The 20577-nt window shown below is 57.5% G+C and carries 16 protein-coding genes and 2 pseudogenes; 10 read left to right on the forward strand and 8 right to left on the reverse strand.

Annotation, left to right across the window (positions count from 1 at the left end; all coding sequences use genetic code 11):
- Positions 1–21: 21 nt before the first annotated feature.
- The 4 genes from MEB48_RS00735 to MEB48_RS00750 all read left to right on the forward strand — a co-directional run bounded on the left by MEB48_RS00735 (position 22) and on the right by MEB48_RS00750 (position 6182).
- Positions 22–1209 (forward strand): pyridoxal phosphate-dependent aminotransferase, encoded by a 1188-nt coding sequence (locus MEB48_RS00735; RefSeq protein ID WP_237880939.1) that lies wholly within the window; start codon positions 22–24, stop codon positions 1207–1209.
- Positions 1210–1423: 214 nt separating this feature from the next.
- Complete coding sequence (locus MEB48_RS00740) at positions 1424–3436, forward strand: hypothetical protein (RefSeq protein ID WP_237880941.1); 2013 nt, start codon at positions 1424–1426, stop codon at positions 3434–3436.
- Positions 3437–3669: 233 nt separating this feature from the next.
- Complete coding sequence (locus tag MEB48_RS00745; protein ID WP_237880943.1) at positions 3670–5886, forward strand: autotransporter outer membrane beta-barrel domain-containing protein; 2217 nt, start codon at positions 3670–3672, stop codon at positions 5884–5886.
- A 44-nt stretch (positions 5887–5930) separates the two neighbouring features.
- Positions 5931–6182 carry a hypothetical protein gene (locus tag MEB48_RS00750; protein WP_237880945.1) on the forward strand — a complete coding sequence of 84 codons (252 nt, stop codon included), beginning with the start codon at positions 5931–5933 and terminating at the stop codon, positions 6180–6182.
- A gap of 59 nt (positions 6183–6241) precedes the next feature.
- On the opposite strand, the pseudogene MEB48_RS00755 reads toward MEB48_RS00750, so the two are convergent.
- From MEB48_RS00755 to MEB48_RS00775, 5 genes and pseudogenes are all read right to left on the reverse strand, one after another.
- Positions 6242–6838: pseudogene (locus tag MEB48_RS00755) on the reverse strand (fimbrial protein); the annotation flags it as partial.
- A gap of 456 nt (positions 6839–7294) precedes the next feature.
- Positions 7295–7780 carry a hypothetical protein gene (locus MEB48_RS00760; protein ID WP_237880947.1) on the reverse strand — a complete coding sequence of 162 codons (486 nt, stop codon included), beginning with the start codon at positions 7778–7780 and terminating at the stop codon, positions 7295–7297.
- A 277-nt stretch (positions 7781–8057) separates the two neighbouring features.
- On the reverse strand, positions 8058–9581 hold the full coding sequence (locus tag MEB48_RS00765; protein WP_237880949.1) for a hypothetical protein: 1524 nt from the start codon (positions 9579–9581) through the stop codon (positions 8058–8060).
- 546 nt (positions 9582–10127) lie between these two features.
- Positions 10128–11309: pseudogene (locus MEB48_RS00770) on the reverse strand (efflux RND transporter permease subunit); the annotation flags it as partial.
- Between the two features lie 15 nt (positions 11310–11324).
- On the reverse strand, positions 11325–12482 hold the full coding sequence (locus MEB48_RS00775) for an efflux RND transporter periplasmic adaptor subunit (RefSeq protein ID WP_237880951.1): 1158 nt from the start codon (positions 12480–12482) through the stop codon (positions 11325–11327).
- Positions 12483–12806: 324 nt separating this feature from the next.
- Here MEB48_RS00775 and MEB48_RS00780 point away from each other — a divergent pair, with 324 nt between their 5' ends.
- From MEB48_RS00780 to nudC, 5 genes are all read left to right on the forward strand, one after another.
- Positions 12807–13508 (forward strand): response regulator transcription factor, encoded by a 702-nt coding sequence (locus tag MEB48_RS00780; RefSeq protein ID WP_237880953.1) that lies wholly within the window; start codon positions 12807–12809, stop codon positions 13506–13508.
- Positions 13509–13512: 4 nt separating this feature from the next.
- Entirely contained in the window at positions 13513–14814 is a 1302-nt protein-coding gene (locus MEB48_RS00785) for an ATP-binding protein (RefSeq protein WP_237880954.1), read from the forward strand.
- Between the two features lie 110 nt (positions 14815–14924).
- The gene (locus MEB48_RS00790) at positions 14925–15203 is read left to right on the forward strand and encodes a hypothetical protein (RefSeq protein WP_237880956.1); all 279 of its coding nucleotides are present in this window, start codon (positions 14925–14927) and stop codon (positions 15201–15203) included.
- Positions 15204–15281: 78 nt separating this feature from the next.
- A complete protein-coding gene (locus MEB48_RS00795) occupies positions 15282–16094 on the forward strand; it encodes a crotonase/enoyl-CoA hydratase family protein (RefSeq protein ID WP_237880958.1) in 813 nt (270 codons plus the stop codon).
- A 6-nt stretch (positions 16095–16100) separates the two neighbouring features.
- Complete coding sequence (nudC, locus tag MEB48_RS00800; protein ID WP_237880960.1) at positions 16101–16931, forward strand: NAD(+) diphosphatase; 831 nt, start codon at positions 16101–16103, stop codon at positions 16929–16931.
- Here the strand turns inward: nudC and MEB48_RS00805 are convergent.
- The 3 genes from MEB48_RS00805 to MEB48_RS00815 form a co-directional block, all read right to left on the reverse strand.
- Positions 16899–17678, reverse strand: coding sequence for a TSUP family transporter (locus tag MEB48_RS00805; RefSeq protein ID WP_007900140.1), 780 nt, complete (start codon positions 17676–17678; stop codon positions 16899–16901). The two genes, nudC and MEB48_RS00805, sit on opposite strands and share 33 nt — an antisense overlap.
- Positions 17679–17890: 212 nt before the next feature.
- Complete coding sequence (locus MEB48_RS00810; protein ID WP_237880962.1) at positions 17891–18367, reverse strand: nuclear transport factor 2 family protein; 477 nt, start codon at positions 18365–18367, stop codon at positions 17891–17893.
- Between the two features lie 56 nt (positions 18368–18423).
- Complete coding sequence (locus MEB48_RS00815) at positions 18424–18987, reverse strand: TetR/AcrR family transcriptional regulator (protein ID WP_237880964.1); 564 nt, start codon at positions 18985–18987, stop codon at positions 18424–18426.
- 217 nt (positions 18988–19204) lie between these two features.
- On the opposite strand from MEB48_RS00815, the gene pssA reads away from it, so the two are divergent.
- Positions 19205–20548: a CDP-diacylglycerol--serine O-phosphatidyltransferase gene (gene pssA / locus MEB48_RS00820; RefSeq protein ID WP_237880966.1), complete on the forward strand. Its 1344-nt coding sequence runs from the start codon at positions 19205–19207 to the stop codon at positions 20546–20548.
- Positions 20549–20577: the final 29 nt, after the last annotated feature.

Raw genomic sequence — 20577 nt, forward strand, 5'->3', positions numbered from 1 at the left:
CTCGCGCGTTAGGAGAAGTACATGCGCTACTCAGCCTTGACCCAACGAATCGCCGGTGACGGAGCGGCAGCCTGGAAGATTCACGATCGAGCGCTGGAATTGCGCGAGCAGGGCGTCGACGTGCTGTTGCTGTCGATCGGCGATCCGGATTTCGACACGCCGCTGCCGATCATTCACGCCGCCATCGATAGCCTGCTGGCCGGCGACACCCATTACTCGGATGTACGCGGCACCCGCACATTGCGCAGCAGCATCGCCAGCCGTCATCAGCGGCGCAGCGGTCAGGAGGTGGACGCCGACCATGTGATCGTGCTGCCCGGCGCGCAGTGCGCGGTGTACTCGGTTGCGCAATGCCTGCTCGATCCGGGCGACGAAGTGATCGTCGCCGAACCGATGTACGTGACCTATGAAGGCGTGTTCGGTGCCTGTGGCGCCAGCGTGGTGCCGGTGGCGGTGCGTCCGGAGAATGGCTTTCGGGTTGAACCGGCGGATGTCGCGGCGCTGATTACCGCAAAAACCCGCGTCATTTTGCTCAACAGCCCGAACAATCCCTCCGGTGCCAGCCTGTCATTGAATAGCTGGCAGGCGTTGGCGGCGCTGTGCGTTCGGCATGACCTCTGGCTGATCAGCGACGAGGTCTACAGCGATCTGTTGTATGAGGGCGAGCACATCAGCCCGGCCAGCCTGCCGGGCATGGCCGAGCGCACCGCGACCCTCAACAGTTTGTCCAAATCCCATGCCATGAGCGGCTGGCGGGTGGGCTGGATGATCGGTCCGAAACCGTTGGCCGAACACGTGATGCACCTGACGTTGTGCATGCTGTTCGGGATTCCGGATTTCGTCCAGAAAGCCGCGCAAGTGGCGCTCGATAAGGACTTGCCGGAAGTGGCGCTGATGCGCGAGGAATATCGTCAGCGCCGCGACCTGGTGTGCGCCAGTCTGAAACATTGCCCCGGCCTGCGGGCGATTCGCCCCGATGGCGGGATGTTCGTGATGGTCGATGTGCGCCAGACCGGACTGAGCGCCCAGCATTTCGCCGAGCGGTTGCTGGAAGATTATGGCGTTTCGGTGCTGGCCGGTGAAGCGTTCGGGCCGAGTGCGGCGGGGCATATTCGCATCGGTCTGGTGGTGGACCGGCCGAAGCTGGCGGATGCGTGCCGGCGCATTGCGCTGTGTGCGACGGACTTGCTCGAAGAGCGGCGGGCCTGAGGTTTTCACCCCTCCAACGGCAAAAAAATGTGGGGCTACCTATCAACTTTGACAGTATCGCGTTTTGCTTGATGAGTGCTTAATGCGCGCAAGGTCAGTCAGGCCAGCTGCGCGCAAAAATTTATTGGACTTGCCCGCAGTGCCCTTGCTGTCGACCGACGGAGTGGCCGTAGCCTCGCCTATGGCTCAAATGACGTGACAGGAGGGTTAGAGCATGTCGATCAAACAGGACATACAAACGCCACAAGAAGCGAATAGCGCATACCTGAAAATGCGTTCGGAGTATCGCGCGAAGCTTGCCGATATGGTGATAGAAATCAAGGATGAGGACTATGCCGACAAAGCGAGCGGTCTTCTCCATGGGCCCAGACTTGTGGAGAACAACGGGCTGACGCCGCGTATCCCTGCGTGGCCAAATCGGCCCCCACCGGGGGCCAGCGACAGAGTCACACTTTATCTTGACAATGGATCAGGACGTTGGGACGAGGTGGCGGAACACGTGTTCACGGTCCCGGCCGGTGGAGGACCTTTTCCGGAATCATTTCCTTACCCCATGCTTATCAACGCCAATCATCTGCCGGACGATGCGACGTGCAGGCTGAAGTACATCATCACCGATTACACGGACTTCGAGACCGAATCATCGGTGACTCAGGTCATTTGTGATCGACTGCCACCCCGCAAGCACCTTCCGCCCGACGCATTGAAACTCGCCGCTGATTACCTGGATGATGTCAATCTTCCTGTCGGTGGTAACTTGAGCGTTACGATTCCTGGTTATTTGGATTGGGTAAGCAGCGATAAAATCGCGATTTATCTAGTGGATGCTGCAGCGATTCCGGAAGATCCAACAGACGCCACGTTAGTGTTCTTAAACGATGTTCCTTCCCCAGGTATTACCGATACGCAGGTGCAGATTTCTGCCGTCAAAATCCGTAATTTCGGCGATGCGGAATGTGTGTTTCTTTATGTGTTGATTGATAAGGCACAAAACCCCAGTGCAGTGTCGGTCCACAAAACCGTCGGCCTGACCTTCGGGCCACTTCCCGCTAATTTACATCCGCCGAAAGTTCCACAAGCCGATCCCGGACCGCTGGTGAATGAGCATGTTCGGGCCGGCGTAAGTGTATGGCTCGATAAGTACGATAACTGGAAGGCCGGCGACAAGGTTCGGGTGACATGGGGTGCTACTGACGTGCAACCAGATCTCGACTTTCTCAATATGCCCACTATGGAGGTTCCGGTGTTGCCTGCCGAGCTCTTGCTCAGAGAATATGGAGAAACCACCACCGGCATCAAATCGACGGCAGTCAGTTATCAAATCTTGCGCAAGGGGCGTCCCTTTGGCCCTGAAACCAAAAGCTTTCCGGTCAACTTCGAGGTGCCCATTCCGTGGAACCCCTGGCCTCCCATTGATTGGCCGGATCCCGTCCATCCAGACTTGGGGGAGGGGGAAGTCAAGAACCACGATGACACCCGAACAAATGAGCTGACAAGGGCCGACAAAGACGAAAACGCTAAATTCATTTTCACTTGGTATGACAAGGCAAAGGATGGCGATGTCGTCGATTTTTTCTGGAATGGGCAGATTGTCGACAGTGCTCAAGTCATCTTTGACGCTGCAAGCCATACCCCAGGCGACGATCACGAAGTCGTAATTCCCTGGGATAACATCAAAATGGGGGGCAACGGTCAAACGGTGCCTGTGCATTATCAGGTCCATCGTCCAGGCGTGGAAAACGATCAGCATTCGGCAACCACCGAGGTTAACGTCAATGCGATAGCGGTTGAGCTGCCACCCGCCAGCTTCCCGAAAATCCCCAATCCAACAGGTTATCCGGGCTGTTCGGCGCTGGAGTCTGATGGGGCGCTGAAGGTCCGGATACCCGATCTGACAGGGTTGATAGAGAGTGGAGAAACCATCAGCTTCGAGTTCATTCCCATGAAAGGCAGCGACCTTACCCAACCTGACGATCCAATTCCCGGTGTGAAGTTCGAAAAGGAATTTGTATTGGGTAGCGCTGATGCGCCCCTGACGGGCTTCGATTTTCTGGTCGAGCCTTACAGCACCTATATCCAACCGCTTTATGACGAAAATCCCGATCGCAGGGGACGCGCCAAGATTCAGTATTTCTTCAATGACGGTACGGAGAATGTCCCCTCCGAAGCATTAGTCACACGCACCGCGTTTCATAGTCCGAGTGACCAGTGTCCGATTATGCCTTAGTTACATTTTCAGGGTCGACACGGATGTTTGCTGTCCGTGCCGACTTTTGATTCAAGCAAGGTCTATGAACTGGGTCATACAGTTATCTGGGAGAGTTTCTGTGCTCGTTAGGATTAGTCCTACATATCTGTCGTAGGAAGTTGATTAGGATCGCCAGCCTTTCAGAAACACGATCTGTGAGGTGCCAATAGGTGGTGTTTCTACCTATAGCCGACAGACTCAGGAGCGACACTATGCACGTCAGCCACTCATTCTCAGTTTCACTGCTCGCCCGGACGCTCAAACTTGCCACTCTGGCGCCGATGCTGTTGATCAGTCCGGGTGCGCTGGCACTGTCGACGATCGAAAACGGCAGCTCAAAGACGATTGATGACACGACGACGGTTGACAGTTGGCTGGTGCGTGACGGCTCCAGTCTGACAGCCAATGGCGCCACCACGGACGAGATTCGGGCGCAGGCGGGTTCCAAACTGGTGCTCAACGACACGAAGGCAACTGCCTCGGGTACAAGCAACGGCGTCGAGTTGTCCAACAGTGCTGCAACCATCACCAATAAAAGTCGAATCGTCAGCGATCGTACGGGGCTGCGTCTGATAGCGACCGCCCTCGGCGGCTCCACTGCACGGGTCAGCGACAGCGAGATCATCGGTGGTCAGTTTGGCACAAGCCTCAGCGCGCAATCGCAATTGAGCCTGGAATCCGGTACCACAGTCACGGCTACAAACCCTGATGGCATCGGTGTCCAGAGTTTCGGCGGCAAGGTCCTTGCCAGCGACAGCAGGATCGTTGGCGGGCTCCATGGTGTCAATCTGTTTGCCGCCGGTAATTTGCCTGCGAACAATGCGTTGATTCTCGACAGAACCCATGTCGAAGGCCAGAGCGGGTCGGCCATCATTGTTAATGGTCAGACTCAGACCAACGCCGAGCGGGTCAATATTCAGGTCAACAATGGCTCCACGCTGAAGGGCGGCAACGGTACGCTGCTGGAGGTCATCAACGGTGCTTCGGCCAACTTCAACGTCGACAACAGCCATCTTATAGGTGACGTCATCGTGTCAAATGGCGCCAGTGCCGACGTCCTGCTCGACCATTCCTCAACCCTGACCGGGCGCCTGGAAAACGTTCAGAATCTGGCAGTCAACAACGATGCCCGCTGGGTGATGGTAGGTGATGGCCAAGTGCAGGACCTGACGTTGAACGGAGGTGCTGTCCAGTTTGGCAATCCGGGGCAGTACTTCAAATTGTCCGTGGACACGCTCTCGGGCGAGGGCGGTACGTTTCACATGCACAACGATTTTACCAACGGCCAGGTCGACACCCTGACGGTGACGGGAAATGCCAGCGGCAACCATACGATTGCGCTCGACAGCCAAGGCACAGAGCCGGTGGGCGCAGGCGCGACGCCCGTAGTCCATATCGGTTCGGGCGACGCGACCTTCGCCCTTGAGGGCGGCGCCGTGAATCTGGGAGCTTTTTCTTACGACCTGATCAAGCAGGGTAATAATGACTGGGTCCTGGACGCCGCCAGCCGGGTCATCAGCCCGGGCACCCAATCGGTGCTGGCACTGTTCAACGCCGCGCCGACTGTCTGGTACGGCGAACTCAGTACCCTGCGCACACGCATGGGTGAAGTGCGCATGGACCAGGGTAAGGCCGGAGGCTGGATTCGTGCCTATGGCAATAAATTCGATGTGAGCGAAAGCGCCGGCGTTGCCTACAAGCAAACCCAGCAAGGCCTGTCTTTCGGCGCCGATGCACCGCTGCCGATGGGTGACGGGCAATGGCTGGTCGGTGTGCTGGCCGGTTACAGCAAATCGGACCTGGACATGAGTCGTGGCACCACCGGTGAAGTCGACAGTTACTATCTGGGGGCTTACACCACATGGCTGGATGCGCAGAGCGGTTACTACTTCGACGGCGTCGTGAAGTACAACCGGTTCCAGAACGAATCCGATGTGCAACTCAGCGACGGGAAAAAAGCCAAGGGCGACTACAACAATAATGGCGCGGGCGCGTCGCTGGAGTTCGGCCGGCATATCAAGCTGCCTGATGATTACTTTGTCGAACCGTACGCACAACTGTCCGGCCTGATCATCGACGGCGCCAGTTATGACCTGGACAACGGTCTGTCTGCCGATGGCGATCGTGCCCACTCCTTGCTCGGCAAAGTGGGCGCCACTGTCGGGCGCAACTTCAAGTGGGCCGAAGGCAAAACGGTACAACCTTACCTGCGCGCTGCTTATGTGCACGAATTTGCCAACAATTCTGACGTTGATGTCAACAACATCGGTTTTAAAACCGATCTGTCCGGTTCCCGTGGCGAGCTCGGTGCAGGTGTAGCGTTGGCCGTGACCGACAAGGTTTCGATGCATGTGGATCTTGATTACAGCAATGGCGACAAAATCGAACAACCTTGGGGTGTCAACGTAGGCGCCCGTTACAGCTGGTAAACACATGAGCTTATGCCAATTTTAAGCTTGGGAGCTGGACTTTCATGGGCACGGAGCAGTTCCTCACCATTACGGTAAGAGGGGTCAGCAGCAGTGGCTCACAGCTCGACATTCCGGTGCTCACGGAGTCCCCGGTTCCGCAAGTTGCACCGGTCATTGACGTGGGACGAATTTCCAAGGCCGATCTGCAACGTTTGAAGATCGCTACAGCGTTTGAAGTGCGGGTCAGGGTAAGTTTCGATGGCAAGTTGACCTGGCAGCCATTTCCGACACTGACACCAACCCTGGTGGATTGAGCAGTTCGCAGGAGCGGGTTTCCAGTTCATGGCTAACCCGCTTGTTGATATTGCGAGGCTTATTGATAGGTCACGGTGAAGTTCAATGCACCTTTGGCCAGGCCAGCGCGAACCGCACTGGCAGGCTCGGTCTGGTAGAAACGCGCTTTGAAATCCAGAACGGTGGTGCCGGACGAAATCGCGACCAGGGGCACTTGAGTCCGCAACTCCACGGGCGTGACGCCATCGGCCTTGAGTATCTGAATGCCGACCCCTTGGGCCGTGGAGTCGGTTGTCAGGCTGAATACGCCGTTGGATATCGGCCCTACGGGAACGGACCCCTTTACCCCATCGAGCTGAATATGGGCCGTCGCAACGGGACGGCCGCCAGAATCGGTTTCGCAGGAACTTAACGTAATACTGAAAGGCACCGCTGCCGTGGCATAGCCCGGATGAGTGAAGTCAGCCTTGTCCCACTCGCCGAGCAACACCGGGTCGGCGCTGACCGGATTGGCGCCTACGCTGCATTGGGCGGTGATGATGGTGCCGGTCAATCCATAACCGAACACCTTGCCCAAATCCGGAAAGTGGCCGCTGAACAATTCGCTGCCATTGAGCGTATGGACACCTTGTGCCAGCGGACCGGTTTTCACCAGGGTCACCCGGTTAGACAGGCTGTTGAGCCGGATTTGCGTCGCGAACGCTATGTTGTTGACCCGTTGGCACGTTTCGTCATGACCCTGGCGTCCTCGAGCAAGTACGTCACCCGAATCGACCTGCCGACTGACGAACCGGCGGCCTGGCACTTCGATTACCGACTCGTCAACGATCACTTGTGCATGTCAGCGGTGGAAACCCCGAGCGGCGGGCGCGAGGAAATGTTCTATCAGGACCTGGGCCATCAGTTCCCGGCCAGCAGCGTTCGCAAGCCCCTGCCCCGGGTCACCCGCCACCTCAGCCATCCGGGGTTCGAGCAACCGTCGATCGATGTGCGTTACACCTACAAAAGCGAAGTCCCCGGAGAAAGCGAAAAGAACTTCCTGGGTGGTGGCCTGACCCTATCCTGGGCTGATAATGGCCTCGACAATCTCTACCAGTACATTGGCAACTACGTCTATGTGTGCATTGAAAGCCTATGGGTCACCCTCCGGCCCGGCAAAAGGCTGCATCAGCACTTCGACAAAGGTGCTTTCACGCTTGACCGTGAGCAAGGTCTCGCCCGAGTCATCCTTGACCCAATCCAGAATCTGATGCGATCCGCTGAATGGCTTGTAGCCGAGTGTCAATTTGTGCCCGGTGGGTGAATGAATCTCCACGGGCAGGGCCACTCTGTTCTGGGCGCTGCCGTGGACTTCAAGAATTTCGACCATGCCGGACTTGTGCATGACTCGGTAACGGGTGTCGCTGTCTTGATAGAAATGGAAGCTGTCGAGCTTCTTCTCCTTCATCGTCAACTGCCCGCTGGCGCTGTCGCTTCCGGTGACCTTGAAGGTTTCTCCGGTACTCAATGAAAGAATCTGATTGCCCAAGGCGTATTGCGACAACTGTATGTCCCAGCCATAGCCATAGCCACTGTCCTGCGTATTGAGAGGGCTGTCTTCCAACGCATTTAACTTCATGAGTGCTCTGAAAAATGGCGTTGATCCGCGCACCGGCCTATATACGGTTTCGATCAATCCTCCCGAAGTTCAAACCAATGATTTACGTGGCCCGGGATTTGCCTTGGCGATGGCTTACACCCGCCGGCGGCCCCACGATGAAGAACTATCAACGCAACCTGGGTACGTTATATGTCCCGCGGGACGCTCGCGCCGGCACCGTCATCGGCGCGGTTGATCTGACGCAGTCCACCTCCAGCAATCCAGGTGTGGCGGCGGAATGCACCAATGATGGCTCTCAATATCTGATGTTCGATGCCCGTGCGACGGCCCCGATATTTCCGGGCACGCTGGACCCGATCAATGGCGAAGATGTCACCGGGAAGATTTTGCAAACCAATATTCCTGGCATTGGTGTGCGCATCAAACTGGGCACGCCGCTCGACGGTCGGGGAGACAATTCATTTGTACCCATTGGCGGCTCTCCCACGGTGCCGTACAGGGGTTTCACCGGGTCAGTGGTGAACTGTTGCGTGCCGCCTTTTTGCAACAGCGGTTCCAGTGGGCTGATCACGAATGACGTTTGGGTGGGATTGATACGGCCGAAAAAGCCGATGTCGTGGGGGGCGTAAACTTCTTCGCCTTGAATGGCTTGACCGAAGTTTAGTTTAATGACTTCTTGCAAGTAGTCGTTAATTGATGTTTCGGCTTGGAATTGCTCTCTGAATGCCAACTCTATGCTCTTCGTAACTCTAAAAATAAGATACGCAGGATACAATGCCACGCCCAAAAACAATAATAAAATTCCTATCCAAAAATCAGATTTCATTTCCGTTTCTACGGGTGATACCTTCGGACTAAGGCTAAATACGGTTCTCTTTAGCACTACTTCCCCATCATCACTTTCCACGAATTCGTATTCAGCATGCGTATTCATAATAATCGCCAAATCCGTCTCGAAAGGCTCTTGACCCTCTGTGCGCATTATCAGGTGCGTTTTGGCATCCGAGTTCCAGTCAATAGTCAGTTTGTCCCTCGAAATACCGAGAGTCAGTGTATGAGGATCAACTAATGGAATCACCATTGGATCGGTTTTCCACTCTATTTTAGACCCAAGCAAGTTGTCCGAGCCGGATATTTCAGGAATCACCAACTTCCCTGACTTTGCAGTAGCGCTTACCAACTCACCCTCGTCGTCAAACTCATAATCAAACTCACTTTCAAACAAATTTTCCATTTCATCCAGCAACACCATCCCCGCCACTCGCCTGCGATCAAACAACACAGTGGCCGAGTAATCTTTGCCAACATCATCAGGAATCAGATACCTGTAGCCTTCCCCCGGATAATCCCCGCCCAGGCGAACCATGGTCCGCACGAAGGCAAGAATGGCACCCTCGCCATATGTTTCAGATTCCGCGTTAGGGGCCAGAGGGCCGCTCGGCTGAGTACGCAACTCAAACGATTTCGGCGCCATCAACGGGCTGTTTCCAGGCTGAATGACGCCCAGGGTATAAATACGTTGTTCATCCGGCAATTGATTGAATAAATGCTTGAAAAAGTCACCACCTACCGCTTTCTCATGATCTGAAGTACCGAATGTCAATTCAAAATTATCGCTTACGCTCAGATCAAGTCTGACCCGCCCATCCTCGTCGATAATGCCCGGCACTTCATGCAATTCCAAATCAAGGTGCAACTTCGGCCCTTGCATGGGATCTATTTCGTGCAATTTATAGGCTGTCCATCCAACGCTTTTCCTTTCAAGGGTAAGTTGATGTCCCCCCATGACGGCCATGGTCACGGAACTGGTGGCTGTCATGGAATAAACCTCGTTGTCGATGAAAGCAGAAATCGCTATATGACACAGGAGGTATCCACCAGGTCTGCCTATAACAGACTGAACTGCAGAAGGCTGCAGCCCATATAAAAAAGACCTACTTCACATGATGTTCAGCTGTGTTCGGCGATCAATGCAGGGTGTTATGTGAAAACAATAACAGCCGTTCCATGCCACGTAACCTATCAGTTCTGATAGTAGGCAAAGCGCTAATCAAGGCGTAAAAACTAGCCATCGAGGAAAGACAACGTGTTTGAAAGCGCAGCGAACCCGGCGCGCTCAGTTGTCGGTTAAACGAGTTTCAGACTCAAAAAGGGAGTCCACCTCATGGCAATTGCACTACCCCAACCGGATGTTCCCAGCCTGGGAGCCAGCAACACCATTGATCTGGTGGTGTTAGGCGACGACCGTCTGGAAACGTACATCAACTATCCAGGAATAGAATTAGGCGATGAATTCTGGCCCAACTGGCGCGGATGCAGCTCATCGGGCGAGGTGATCGACTACTTCAACGATCTGGTGAGGGTCGAGCCTGATAACCTGACGCCACAAACCCAGCGCCAGCATGGTCGCGAAGGTACCCATCAGCGCCACCGGCACCACCAGCGTCGGAATCAGCGTGTAGCGGATGTTTTGCAGGAACAGGAACATCACCGCAAACACCAGCACCATCGCTTCGACGAGGGTGTAGACCACTTTGGTGATCGAGACTTTGACGAAGGGCGAGGTGTCGTATGGAATCTTGTATTCCACACCGGCCGGGAAGTAGCGCGCCAGTTCATCCATTTTTGCCCGCACGAGGGTCGCGGTGCTAAGGGCATTGGCGCCCGGCGACAGTTGCACGCTGACGGCGGTCGACGGTTTGCCGTTCAGTCGCGTGGAGAACTGGTATTCCTGACTGCCGATTTCGACCCGCGCCACATCGCCGATGCGTACCGTGGAGCCATCAGGGTTGGCCTTGAGCACGATGTCGGCGAATTCTTCAGGCGTCGACAGCTGGCCTTTGACCAGAATGGTCGCGGTGATTTCCTGAGTGGTGCGGGCCGGCAAGTCACCGATGCTGCCCGCAGAAACCTGAGCATTCTGCGCAACGATGGCGGCGTTGACATCGGCCGGGGTCAGGTTGAAACCAATCAGCTTCTGCGGATCGATCCAGATCCGCATCGCCCGTTCGGCACCGTACAGCTGGGCCTTGCCGACGCCGTCCAGACGCTTGATTTCGTTCATCACGTTGCGCGCCAGGTAATCGCTGAGCGCCACGTCGTCGAGCTTGCCATCCCTGGAGGTGAGGGTGATCAGCAGCAAGAAACCGGCGGAGACTTTCTCAACCTGCAAGCCCTGCTGGGTCACCGCTTGCGGCAAGCGCGACTCAACCACTTTGAGGCGGTTTTGTACATCGACCTGTGCCATTTCCGGGTCAGTGCCGGGCTGGAACGTCGCGGTGATGGTGGCGCTGCCGAGGCTGCTCTGGGATTCGAAATACAACAGGTGGTCGGCGCCGTTGAGCTCTTCCTCGATCAGGCTGACCACGCTTTCGTCCACGGTCTGCGCCGAGGCGCCGGGGTAAGTGGCGTAGATTTCTACTTTCGGCGGTGCAACGTTCGGGTACTGCGCCACCGGCAACTGCGTAATGGACAGCGCACCGGCCAGCAGGATGAACAGGGCGACCACCCAGGCGAATACCGGGCGGTCGATAAAGAACTGCGGCATAAAAAAGCGTCCTGCTTACTGACCAGAAACCTGGGCAAGTGGAAGAGGGGTGTCGTCTATCTGGACTGTTTCACCGGGGCGCGCATGTTGCAGGCCTTCAGTGACGATGCGGTCGCCGGGCTTGAGGCCGTGGGTGACGATCCAGCGATCGTTCTGCACCGCGCCCAGTTCGACCGGTTGTTGGCCGACTCGCTGCTCGGCGTCGAGCAATAGCACTTGGGCAATGCCGGCGCTGTCACGCTGGATGGCCCGTTGCGGCACGCTGATACCTTGCTGATTGAACGCTTGCTCCAGACGCACGCGAACGAAGCTGCCCGCCAGCAAGTCGAGGTCCGGGTTGGGAAACTCGCTGCGCAGGATGATCTGGCCGGTGCCGGGGTCGACGGTGATGTCGGTGAACAGCAGCTTGCCCGGCAGCGGGTAGAGACTGCCGTCGTCCTGAATCAATGTGGCTTTGGCCTGACCTTGGCCTACTTCCTTCAACTGGCCGGAACGGAACGCGCGGCGCAGGTCATTGAGTTCACGGGTCGATTGCGTCAGGTCCGCGTGGATCGGGTTCAACTGCTGAATCAATGCCAAAGGGGTGGTTTCGTTCTGCCCGACCAGCGCGCCTTCGGTCACCAGCGCTCGGCCGATGCGCCCGGAAATCGGCGCGGTGACGGTGGCGTAACCCAGGTTCAGTTTCGCCCGGTCCACGGCGGCTTTGTTGGCCGCGACATCGGCAGCGGTCTGCCGGGAATTGGCCCGGGCGTTGTCGTAATCCTGAGCGCTGATGGCCTTGTCATCGATCAACTGGGCGTAGCGTTGTTCCTGCAGTTTCGCCTGGAAGGCATTGGCTTCGGCCTTGCGCAGCGCCGCTTCGGCGCTGTCGAGGTCAGCCTTGAACGGGGCCGGGTCGATGCGGAAGAGAACGTCGCCTTTTTTTACGTCGCTGCCTTCACGGAAGGCCCGCTGCAACACCACGCCGGCAACTCGGGCACGTACTTCGGCGATGCGCGGCGCGGCGATCCGCCCGCTCAATTCGCTGCTGATCGACAGGGGCCGGGCTTCGATGGTTTCGATCCGCACGGTAGCCAGCGGCGCCTGATCTTCGGCAGTCGAAGACTGGTCGCAAGCGCTCAGCGTCAACGCCAGTGCGATCAGACTGAGCGTGGCAAGCAGATTCTTTGACATGTAAATCCCCCAATAATGACCTCCCGCATCCTACGGGGAGCCGACGAGGGTAGGGGTGAAGCTTTGTAGGCGCTGTGTGAAATTGTGTAAGGGTTTTGCTCGTGGGCGGGTGAGGGCGTATATCCTTCGCAGCTTGAAATTTATTGCGACAGTTAGGCCGCCTTCGCGGGCAAGCCTCGGAACCTTGTAGGAGCGAGCTTGCTCGCGAAAGCGGTATGTCAGGCGACATCAATGTTGACTGTACTGGCGTCTTCGCGAGCAAGCTCGCTCCTACAGGGGTTGCGCTAACGGAACAATCGCCACAGCACTTTCTGGAAACACCCCATGCCCAACATCCTCCTAGTCGAAGACGACACCGCCCTCGCCGAACTGATCGCCAGCTACCTGGAACGCAACGGCTATAGCGTCAACGTGATCAGCCGTGGCGACCATGTGCGCGAACGGGCGCGGCAAAGCCCGCCGGACCTGGTGATCCTCGACCTGATGCTGCCCGGTCTTGACGGCATGCAAGTCTGCCGCCTGCTGCGCGCCGATTCGGCGGCGCTGCCGATCCTGATGCTCACCGCCCGCGACGACAGCCACGATCAAGTGCTGGGCCTGGAAATGGGCGCTGACGATTACGTCACCAAACCCTGCGAACCACGGGTGTTGCTGGCGCGGGTGCGGACTTTGTTGCGGCGCAGCAGCCTCAGTGAGCCGCAGACGGCCAACGACCGCATCATCATGGGCAACCTGTGCATCGACCTGTCCGAACGCACCGTTAGCTGGCGCGAGCAACCGGTGGAATTGTCCAGCGGCGAATACAACCTGTTGGTCGTGCTGGCCCGGCATGCCGGCGAAGTGCTGAGCCGCGACCAGATTCTGCAACGCCTGCGCGGGATTGAATTCAACGGCACCGACCGCTCGGTGGACGTGGCCATTTCCAAGCTGCGGCGCAAGTTCGACGACCATGCCGGTGAAGCGCGCAAGATCAAAACCGTGTGGGGCAAGGGTTACCTGTTCAGCCGCTCTGAGTGGGAATGCTGAATCCATGTTCAGAATTCTGTTTCGTCTCTATCTGGTGACCATCGTCTCGTTCAGCGCGGCGATTTATCTGGTGCCGGATCTGGTGATCAAGGTCTTCCATGAGCGCTTTGTGACCTACAACCTCGATTACTCCCGAGGTTTGCAAACGCTGATCGCCAAACAGTTTAGCGCCGTGCCCTCGGAGCAGTGGCCGGCATTGGCGGCCGAGATGGACAAGGAATTCCAGCCGCTGCACATCGTGCTGACCCGCAACGACGACCCGGAATTTACCCGGGATGAACGTGAACGCTTGCAGCGCGGTGAGAACGTTGTGCGTATCGGTGACTGGGGCTGGCGTACCCTGGCGGTGGCGCCGCTGAACGAGCAAATGGTGGTGGAGATGGTCGTGCCGCCGGACCCGACGGACGTCAGTTGGTTGTACTGGAGCATCAACGTGTTGATTGGCGCGACCATGCTCGCCTGTCTATTGCTGTGGTTGCGCCCCCACTGGCGCGATCTGGAACGCCTCAAAGGCACCGCCGAACGCTTCGGCAAGGGCCACTTGAGCGAGCGCACGCAGATTTCTCCCAGCTCCAACATTGGCAGCCTGGCCAACGTCTTCGATACCATGGCCGGTGATATCGAAAACCTGCTCAACCAGCAAAGGGATCTGCTCAACGCCGTGTCCCACGAACTGCGCACGCCACTGACGCGGCTGGATTTTGGCCTGGCCCTGGCGCTGTCCGACGACTTGCCGGCCACCAGTCGCCAACGTCTGCAAGGCTTGGTCGCACACATTCGCGAGCTGGATGAATTGGTGCTGGAACTGCTGTCTTACAGCCGCCTGCAAAACCCGGGGCAGTTGCCGGAGCAGGTCGACGTGTCGCTGGATGAATTCATCGACAGCATTCTGGGCAGCGTCGACGAAGAACTGGAATCCCCGGAAATCGTCATCGACGTGCTGCTCCACGGCCAGCTCGAACGCTTCTCGCTGGATCCGCGACTGACCGCCCGGGCGATCCAGAACCTGTTGCGTAACGCTATGCGGTATTGCGAAAAACGGATTCAGATTGGCGTACAGGTGTGCCCGAAGGGTTGTGAGATCTGGGTGGATGACGATGGCATCGGCATTCCGCAGGAAGAGCGGGAGCGGATATTCGAACCGTTTTATCGGCTGGATCGTAGCCGCGATCGCGCCACGGGTGGGTTTGGGTTGGGCCTGGCGATCAGCCGCCGGGCGCTGGAAGCGCAGGGCGGCATACTCACTGCGCAACCATCACCGTTGGGCGGGGCGCGGTTTCGGTTGTGGTTGCCGACGCCGGTCTGACATCGCGCAAAACTGTCAAACCTGATAGTAGTCACTGTTGCCATTTTGGCGTTTCATTGTCCCAGCGCAGTCAAGTTGTCGCACCACACACCGATGACTGGAGGATAGAGATGGAAGCGCCAATAAAAAAAAGAACAGGCAAAGGCACGATCAACGCCATTCGGAAAATCTGGGTCGATGCAACGTCGACTAAGTTTGCCCTGGTGATTCCCGACAATGGCTGTTCGCGGCTGGCGATCCGCATCGGGCTCAATTTGACGGCGGAGGGTGATGATTATTTTCTCGTCGGCGACAAAGTCCGGTACACCGTGCTGACGGGGCCGGGAGTAGAGTTTCCGAGAGCGCAGGATTTGGTGAAATTCGGGGTTGCAGGCCTGTCTGATAAATAACAGCCGCTGCCTTACTGCCGACACTAATGCCTTGTTATAGTTCGGGCCTCATATTCTGCCCGGTAAAGGATCACTGCCATGTCTCAATACACCGCCTTCAGCGTCGAACTGGCCGATAACATCGCCCATGTGCAGATCAACCGTCCGGAAAAAATCAACTCGATGAACACCGCGTTCTGGAGCGAGATCATCGAGATTTTCCAGTGGATCGATGACACCGACGAAGTGCGCGTAGTGGTCCTCAGCGGCGCCGGCAAGCATTTTTCTTCCGGCATCGACCTGATGATGCTGGCCGGTGTGGCCAATGAGCTGGGCAAGGATGTCGGCCGCAATGCGCGCTTGTTGCGCCGGAAAATCCTGAACCTGCAAGCGTCATTCAATGCCGTCGACAATTGCCGCAAACCGGTGCTCGCGGCCATTCAGGGTTATTGCCTGGGCGGCGCCATCGACCTGATTTCGGCCTGCGACATGCGTTACGCCGCCGAGGACGCGCAATTTTCCATCAAGGAAATCGACATCGGCATGGCCGCCGATGTGGGCACTTTGCAACGCTTGCCACGGATAATCGGTGACGGCATGCTGCGTGAACTGGCTTACACTGGTCGCACCTTCGGCGCCGATGAAGCGCGCAGCATCGGCCTGGTCAATCGCGTTTACAGCGACACCGCCAGCCTGCTTGAAGGCGTGATGGGCATTGCCCGCGAGATCGCCGGCAAGTCGCCGATTGCCGTCACCGGGACCAAAGAGATGATCAGCTACATGCGCGACCATCGCATCGACGACGGCCTCGAATACGTCGCCACCTGGAACGCCGCCATGCTCCAATCCACCGATCTGCGCGTGGCCATGGCCGCCCATATGAGCAAACAGAAACCCGAATTTCTGGACTGATTAACCATGATTTCACGCTGGACCACTGCAGTACTGGACACCGATCAACCCGGCGGCTGGGCCGTGGCGCGCAGCCCCGAAGGTTTTTTGTTCGATGACAATGGCGCGCTGTTTCCACGCGAATGGCTCAAGCGTCAGGACCTGTCGATTCTCGCCGAGCACGGCATCGGTCACCTGGATGGCGAACCGGTCTACTTGCTGGAGCTGCGCAGTCACAGCGAAGTGCCGGGCTGCAACTGGAAAGGCCTGCGAGCGTTCATGCTTGACGGCGATCACACCGTCTACAAGGTGCTCGGCTACGCCGCACAAATCGGTACCTGGGCCCGTGAGCACCGTTTTTGCGGCAATTGCGGGCAGGTGATGAGCCAGGTGTCGCGGGAGCGGGCTATGTATTGCGAACCCTGTGATCTACGCCACTATCCGCGCATTTCACCGAGCATGATCGTGCTGGTGACCCGTGGCGACGAGATTCTGCTGGCCCGTTCGCCGCGATTTGTCACGGGGGTTTACAGCACGTTGGCAGGGTTTGCCGAGCCGGGTGAATCGGCCGAAGACTGCCTGATTCGCGAAGTCCGCGAAGAGGTGCGGATCGAGGTCAAGAATATCCAGTACATGGGCAGTCAATGCTGGCCGTTCCCGCATTCGATGATGCTCGGTTTTCATGCCGAGTATGACGGGGGCGAGATCGTCTGTCAGGAAGACGAGATCGAAGACGCCCAGTGGTTCAACGTGCACGAGCTGCCGCCGTTGCCGGCGTCACGCTCGATTGCCCGTTACCTGATCGACGTCTATGTGGCGCGGCGCTTAGGCCACGCTGAACCAGTGCTGCCAGGCTAACCGGACGGTCAAGCCGAGCACCACGGTGATGAATACCGGGCGAATGAATTTCGCACCGCCACTGATGGCGGTGCGCGCACCGAAGAAGGCGCCGACCATCACCGACAGGCCCATGCTCAGGCCGATGATCCAGTCCACTTGCCCGGAAAATATGAACACCGACAGCGCCGCGATGTTGCTGACAAAGTTCATGCTGCGCGCCACGCCGCTGGCCTTGACCAGGTCGATGGGGTAGAGCAGCAGGCTGCTGACGGTCCAGAACGCTCCCGTTCCCGGGCCGGCCACGCCATCGTAGAAGCCGAGGCTGAAGCCTTGGGTCGATTGCCACTTTTTCTTGATCGGTGCGTCGCTGTCCAGCGGCGCCTTCGGTGTGCCGCCGAATAACAGGTACAGGCCGCAGGCGAAAACGATCACCGGCAGCATTTTGTTCAGCCATTCCGCTGGCAAGTAATGCGCGACCACCGCGCCAGTGAGTGCGCCGACCAACGTGCCGACGATGGCGTGCGTCCATTGCCGAGGATGGAACAACTTGCGTCGGTAGAAAGTGAAACTGGCAGTGGCCGAGCCGAAGGTCGAACTGAGTTTGTTGGTGCCCAGCACCAGATGCGGCGGCAGGCCAGCGGTCAGCAGCGCCGGAGTGGTCAGCAGACCACCACCGCCAGCGATGGCGTCGATGAAACCGGCAATGAATGCGACGAGGGCCAGAACGGCCAAGGTGGTGAGGTCAACGCTGAGTTCGAAAGGCATGGAATGGGCTTAATTCGGCAGGGCGCAGAAGAGGGGCTGCGGGGAAGGCCGGTATGTTACCTATAAAGTTATCCTGTTACAGCCGATCGTTCCCACGCTCTGCGTGGGAATGCCGCCATGGACGCTCCGCGTCCGCTTCGGATGTGACGCGGAGCGTCACGGGATGCATTCCCACGCAGAGCGTGGGAACGATCATCGGGTGTGAGGTGACGTTACAGTCCCAGGTCGGACAGGCTTGGGTGATCATCCGGTCTGCGGCCCAGCGGCCAATGGAACTTGCGGTCGTTTTCCTTGATCGGCATGTCGTTGATGCAAGCGTATCGATTGAACATCAAGCCATTTTCATCGAACTCCCAGTTCTCGTTGCCGTAGGAGCGGAACCAGTTACCCGAGTCGTCATGCCATTCATAGGCATACCGTACGGCGATGCGGTTGTCGCCATGAGCCCACAGCTCCTTGATTAACCGGTAGTCCAGTTCCTTGGCCCATTTACGGATCAGAAAATTTTTCGCTTCTTCGCGGTTGTGAGCGAACTCGGCACGGTTACGCCACTGGGTATCCAGGGTGTAAGCCAGGGACACCCGTTCCGGGTCGCGGGAGTTCCAGCCGTCTTCGGCCAGGCGAACTTTTTCGATGGCCGATTCACGGGTAAACGGCGGTAATGGCGGACGAACTTCGGCAGTAGACATATAAAGTCTCCCTATCAAATTAACGTTCAAGCAAATTGTCGGGATTATCAAAAGTGTTACAGGTCCAATAACTTTCGCGCCATGCATTGCGCATTATCGGAGGCACTGTGATCACCCATCACAAGCGCTACGGTAATGGCACCGTCGATCAGGATCAGCAGCTGTCGGGCCAGCGTCTCCGGGTCTTGTGCGCCATGTTCGGTACAGAGCTCGCGCACGTAGTCGAGCAGCTTCTGTTTGTGGTCTTTGGCGATCAGGCGAACCGGGTCTTGCGCGTCGCCGGTTTCGCCGCTGGTATTGATGAATGCGCAACCGCGGAAACCTTCCGAGGCGAACCAGGTCTTGAGCACGGTAAACAAGTTGAGCAGCCGCTCGGTCGGGGTTTCAGCCTTGCCGACCTCCGTCCGGTACCAATGCATCCAACGCTCATCTCGGCGTTGCAGGGCCGCGACGGTGAGCGCTTCCTTATTGGCGAAGTAGCGGTAAATACTTTTTCTGGAAACGCCGGCGGTTTTCACCAGAAGGTCCATGCCGGTGGCAGCGATGCCACTTTTGTAGATCAACTTTTCGGTGACATCCAGAATGATATCGCGTGTGTCGTTGCTAGTGATTTCGTTCATGTGGTGAACAGTAGAATGATCGTTCTCCTTGGTCAAGGAGTTATTTGTGGTGGCTGTGAGATTGCCTTCGCGGGCAAGCCTCGCTCCTACAGGGGAATGCAATCAACCGTAGGAGCGAGGCTTGCCCGCGAAGAGGCCATTACAGACAGTAACAAGACCCAAACCCATCCATGGTGTAAGCTCTCAGGCTCTTCGGATTCGACCCTTTGCGAGCCCTATGCCGTCGCTTTTCAAACGCTCTCTGCTGCCTAAACTGCGCAGTTTTCCGCTGACCGCCGATGCCGTCACCATCCTCTCTGGCGCCGCCGAGTTCCGTCGTTGCCTGCTGGAAAAAATCGCCAGCGCCACCCAGCGCATCTATATCGTTGCGCTGTATCTGCAACAGGACGAGGCCGGCCAGGAAATTCTTGATGCCCTGCACGCGGCCAAACTGGCGCGCCCGGAACTGGACGTGGTGGTGGTCGTGGACTGGCTGCGCGCCCAGCGCGGTTTGATCGGTGCCGGCAAGCAGCCGGGCAACGCGGCCTGGTATCAGGAGACGACCCGCACCCATGAAAGCGAAGTGCCGGTGTACGGCGTGCCGGTGCAGACCCGCGAGCTGTTCGGCGTGCTGCATTTGAAGGGCTTCGTGATCGACGATTGCGTGCTCTATAGCGGCGCGAGCCTGAACAACGTTTACCTGCACAAATTCGACAAGTACCGCTTCGACCGTTATCACCTGCTGCAGAATCATGCGCTGGCCGACTCGATGCAGCATCTGATCCAGCACGGTCTGATCGCCTCAAAAGCGGTGCATCGCCTCGACCTGCCAAACCTGCCGACCACCCGCAGCCTGCGTAACGACATCGGCGATTTGCGCAGCCGCCTCAAGCACGCGGCGTACGACACCACGGCGGGCAGCACGGAGAAGGGCGGTTTATCCGTCAGCCCACTGCTCGGTGTGGGCAAGAACAACCCGCTGAGTCGGGTGATCTGCGAGCTGATCGCCAGTGCCCAGCATCAGCTGACCATCTGCACGCCGTACTTCAACCTGCCATTGGCCGTGACCCGGGAAATCAACCGTGCCCTGGCCCGCGGCGTGAAGATCGACATCATCATCGGCGACAAAACCGCCAACGACTTCTACATTCCGCCCACCGAACCGTTCAAGGTGATCGCGGCGTTGCCCTACCTTTACGAAATCAGCTTGCGCCGCTTCGCCAAGCGCCATCAGCGCAACATCGACAGTGGCAAATTGAACCTGCATCTGTGGAAGGATGGCGACAACACCTATCACCTCAAAGGCATGTGGATCGATCAGCGCTACACCTTGCTGACCGGCAACAACCTCAATCCTCGAGCGTTTCGTCTGGACCTGGAAAATGCGTTGCTGATCGATGATCCGAAAGGTGAGTTGCTGGAGCCGCGTGACAATGAGCTGGCAGAGATTTTCCGGCATACCAGCCGCATTAAGCGGTATCAGGATCTGGAAACGCTGCCGGATTACCCGGCGGGGGTGGCCAGGTTTCTCAAGCGCGTGAGCAGGGTGCGGATAGAACGGTTGCTCTATCGCATTTTATAAGGCTTGCCCCCTGCCTCCGGGGGGAGCTT

Source organism: Pseudomonas sp. PGPR40 (assembly GCF_022014505.1).
Taxonomy (GTDB): domain Bacteria; phylum Pseudomonadota; class Gammaproteobacteria; order Pseudomonadales; family Pseudomonadaceae; genus Aquipseudomonas.

Bases quoted from the DNA above. Each gene is read 5' to 3' on its own strand.
- MEB48_RS00735 (WP_237880939.1), top strand. From the start codon at position 22: ATGCGCTACTCAGCCTTGACCCAACGAATCGCCGGTGACGGAGCGGCA.
- MEB48_RS00740 (WP_237880941.1), top strand. From the start codon at position 1,424: ATGTCGATCAAACAGGACATACAAACGCCACAAGAAGCGAATAGCGCA.
- MEB48_RS00745 (WP_237880943.1), top strand. From the start codon at position 3,670: ATGCACGTCAGCCACTCATTCTCAGTTTCACTGCTCGCCCGGACGCTC.
- MEB48_RS00750 (WP_237880945.1), top strand. From the start codon at position 5,931: ATGGGCACGGAGCAGTTCCTCACCATTACGGTAAGAGGGGTCAGCAGC.
- MEB48_RS00760 (WP_237880947.1), bottom strand. From the start codon at position 7,780: ATGAAGTTAAATGCGTTGGAAGACAGCCCTCTCAATACGCAGGACAGT.
- MEB48_RS00765 (WP_237880949.1), bottom strand. From the start codon at position 9,581: ATGACAGCCACCAGTTCCGTGACCATGGCCGTCATGGGGGGACATCAA.
- MEB48_RS00775 (WP_237880951.1), bottom strand. From the start codon at position 12,482: ATGTCAAAGAATCTGCTTGCCACGCTCAGTCTGATCGCACTGGCGTTG.
- MEB48_RS00780 (WP_237880953.1), top strand. From the start codon at position 12,807: ATGCCCAACATCCTCCTAGTCGAAGACGACACCGCCCTCGCCGAACTG.
- MEB48_RS00785 (WP_237880954.1), top strand. From the start codon at position 13,513: ATGTTCAGAATTCTGTTTCGTCTCTATCTGGTGACCATCGTCTCGTTC.
- MEB48_RS00790 (WP_237880956.1), top strand. From the start codon at position 14,925: ATGGAAGCGCCAATAAAAAAAAGAACAGGCAAAGGCACGATCAACGCC.
- MEB48_RS00795 (WP_237880958.1), top strand. From the start codon at position 15,282: ATGTCTCAATACACCGCCTTCAGCGTCGAACTGGCCGATAACATCGCC.
- nudC (WP_237880960.1), top strand. From the start codon at position 16,101: ATGATTTCACGCTGGACCACTGCAGTACTGGACACCGATCAACCCGGC.
- MEB48_RS00805 (WP_007900140.1), bottom strand. From the start codon at position 17,678: ATGCCTTTCGAACTCAGCGTTGACCTCACCACCTTGGCCGTTCTGGCC.
- MEB48_RS00810 (WP_237880962.1), bottom strand. From the start codon at position 18,367: ATGTCTACTGCCGAAGTTCGTCCGCCATTACCGCCGTTTACCCGTGAA.
- MEB48_RS00815 (WP_237880964.1), bottom strand. From the start codon at position 18,987: ATGAACGAAATCACTAGCAACGACACACGCGATATCATTCTGGATGTC.
- pssA (WP_237880966.1), top strand. From the start codon at position 19,205: ATGCCGTCGCTTTTCAAACGCTCTCTGCTGCCTAAACTGCGCAGTTTT.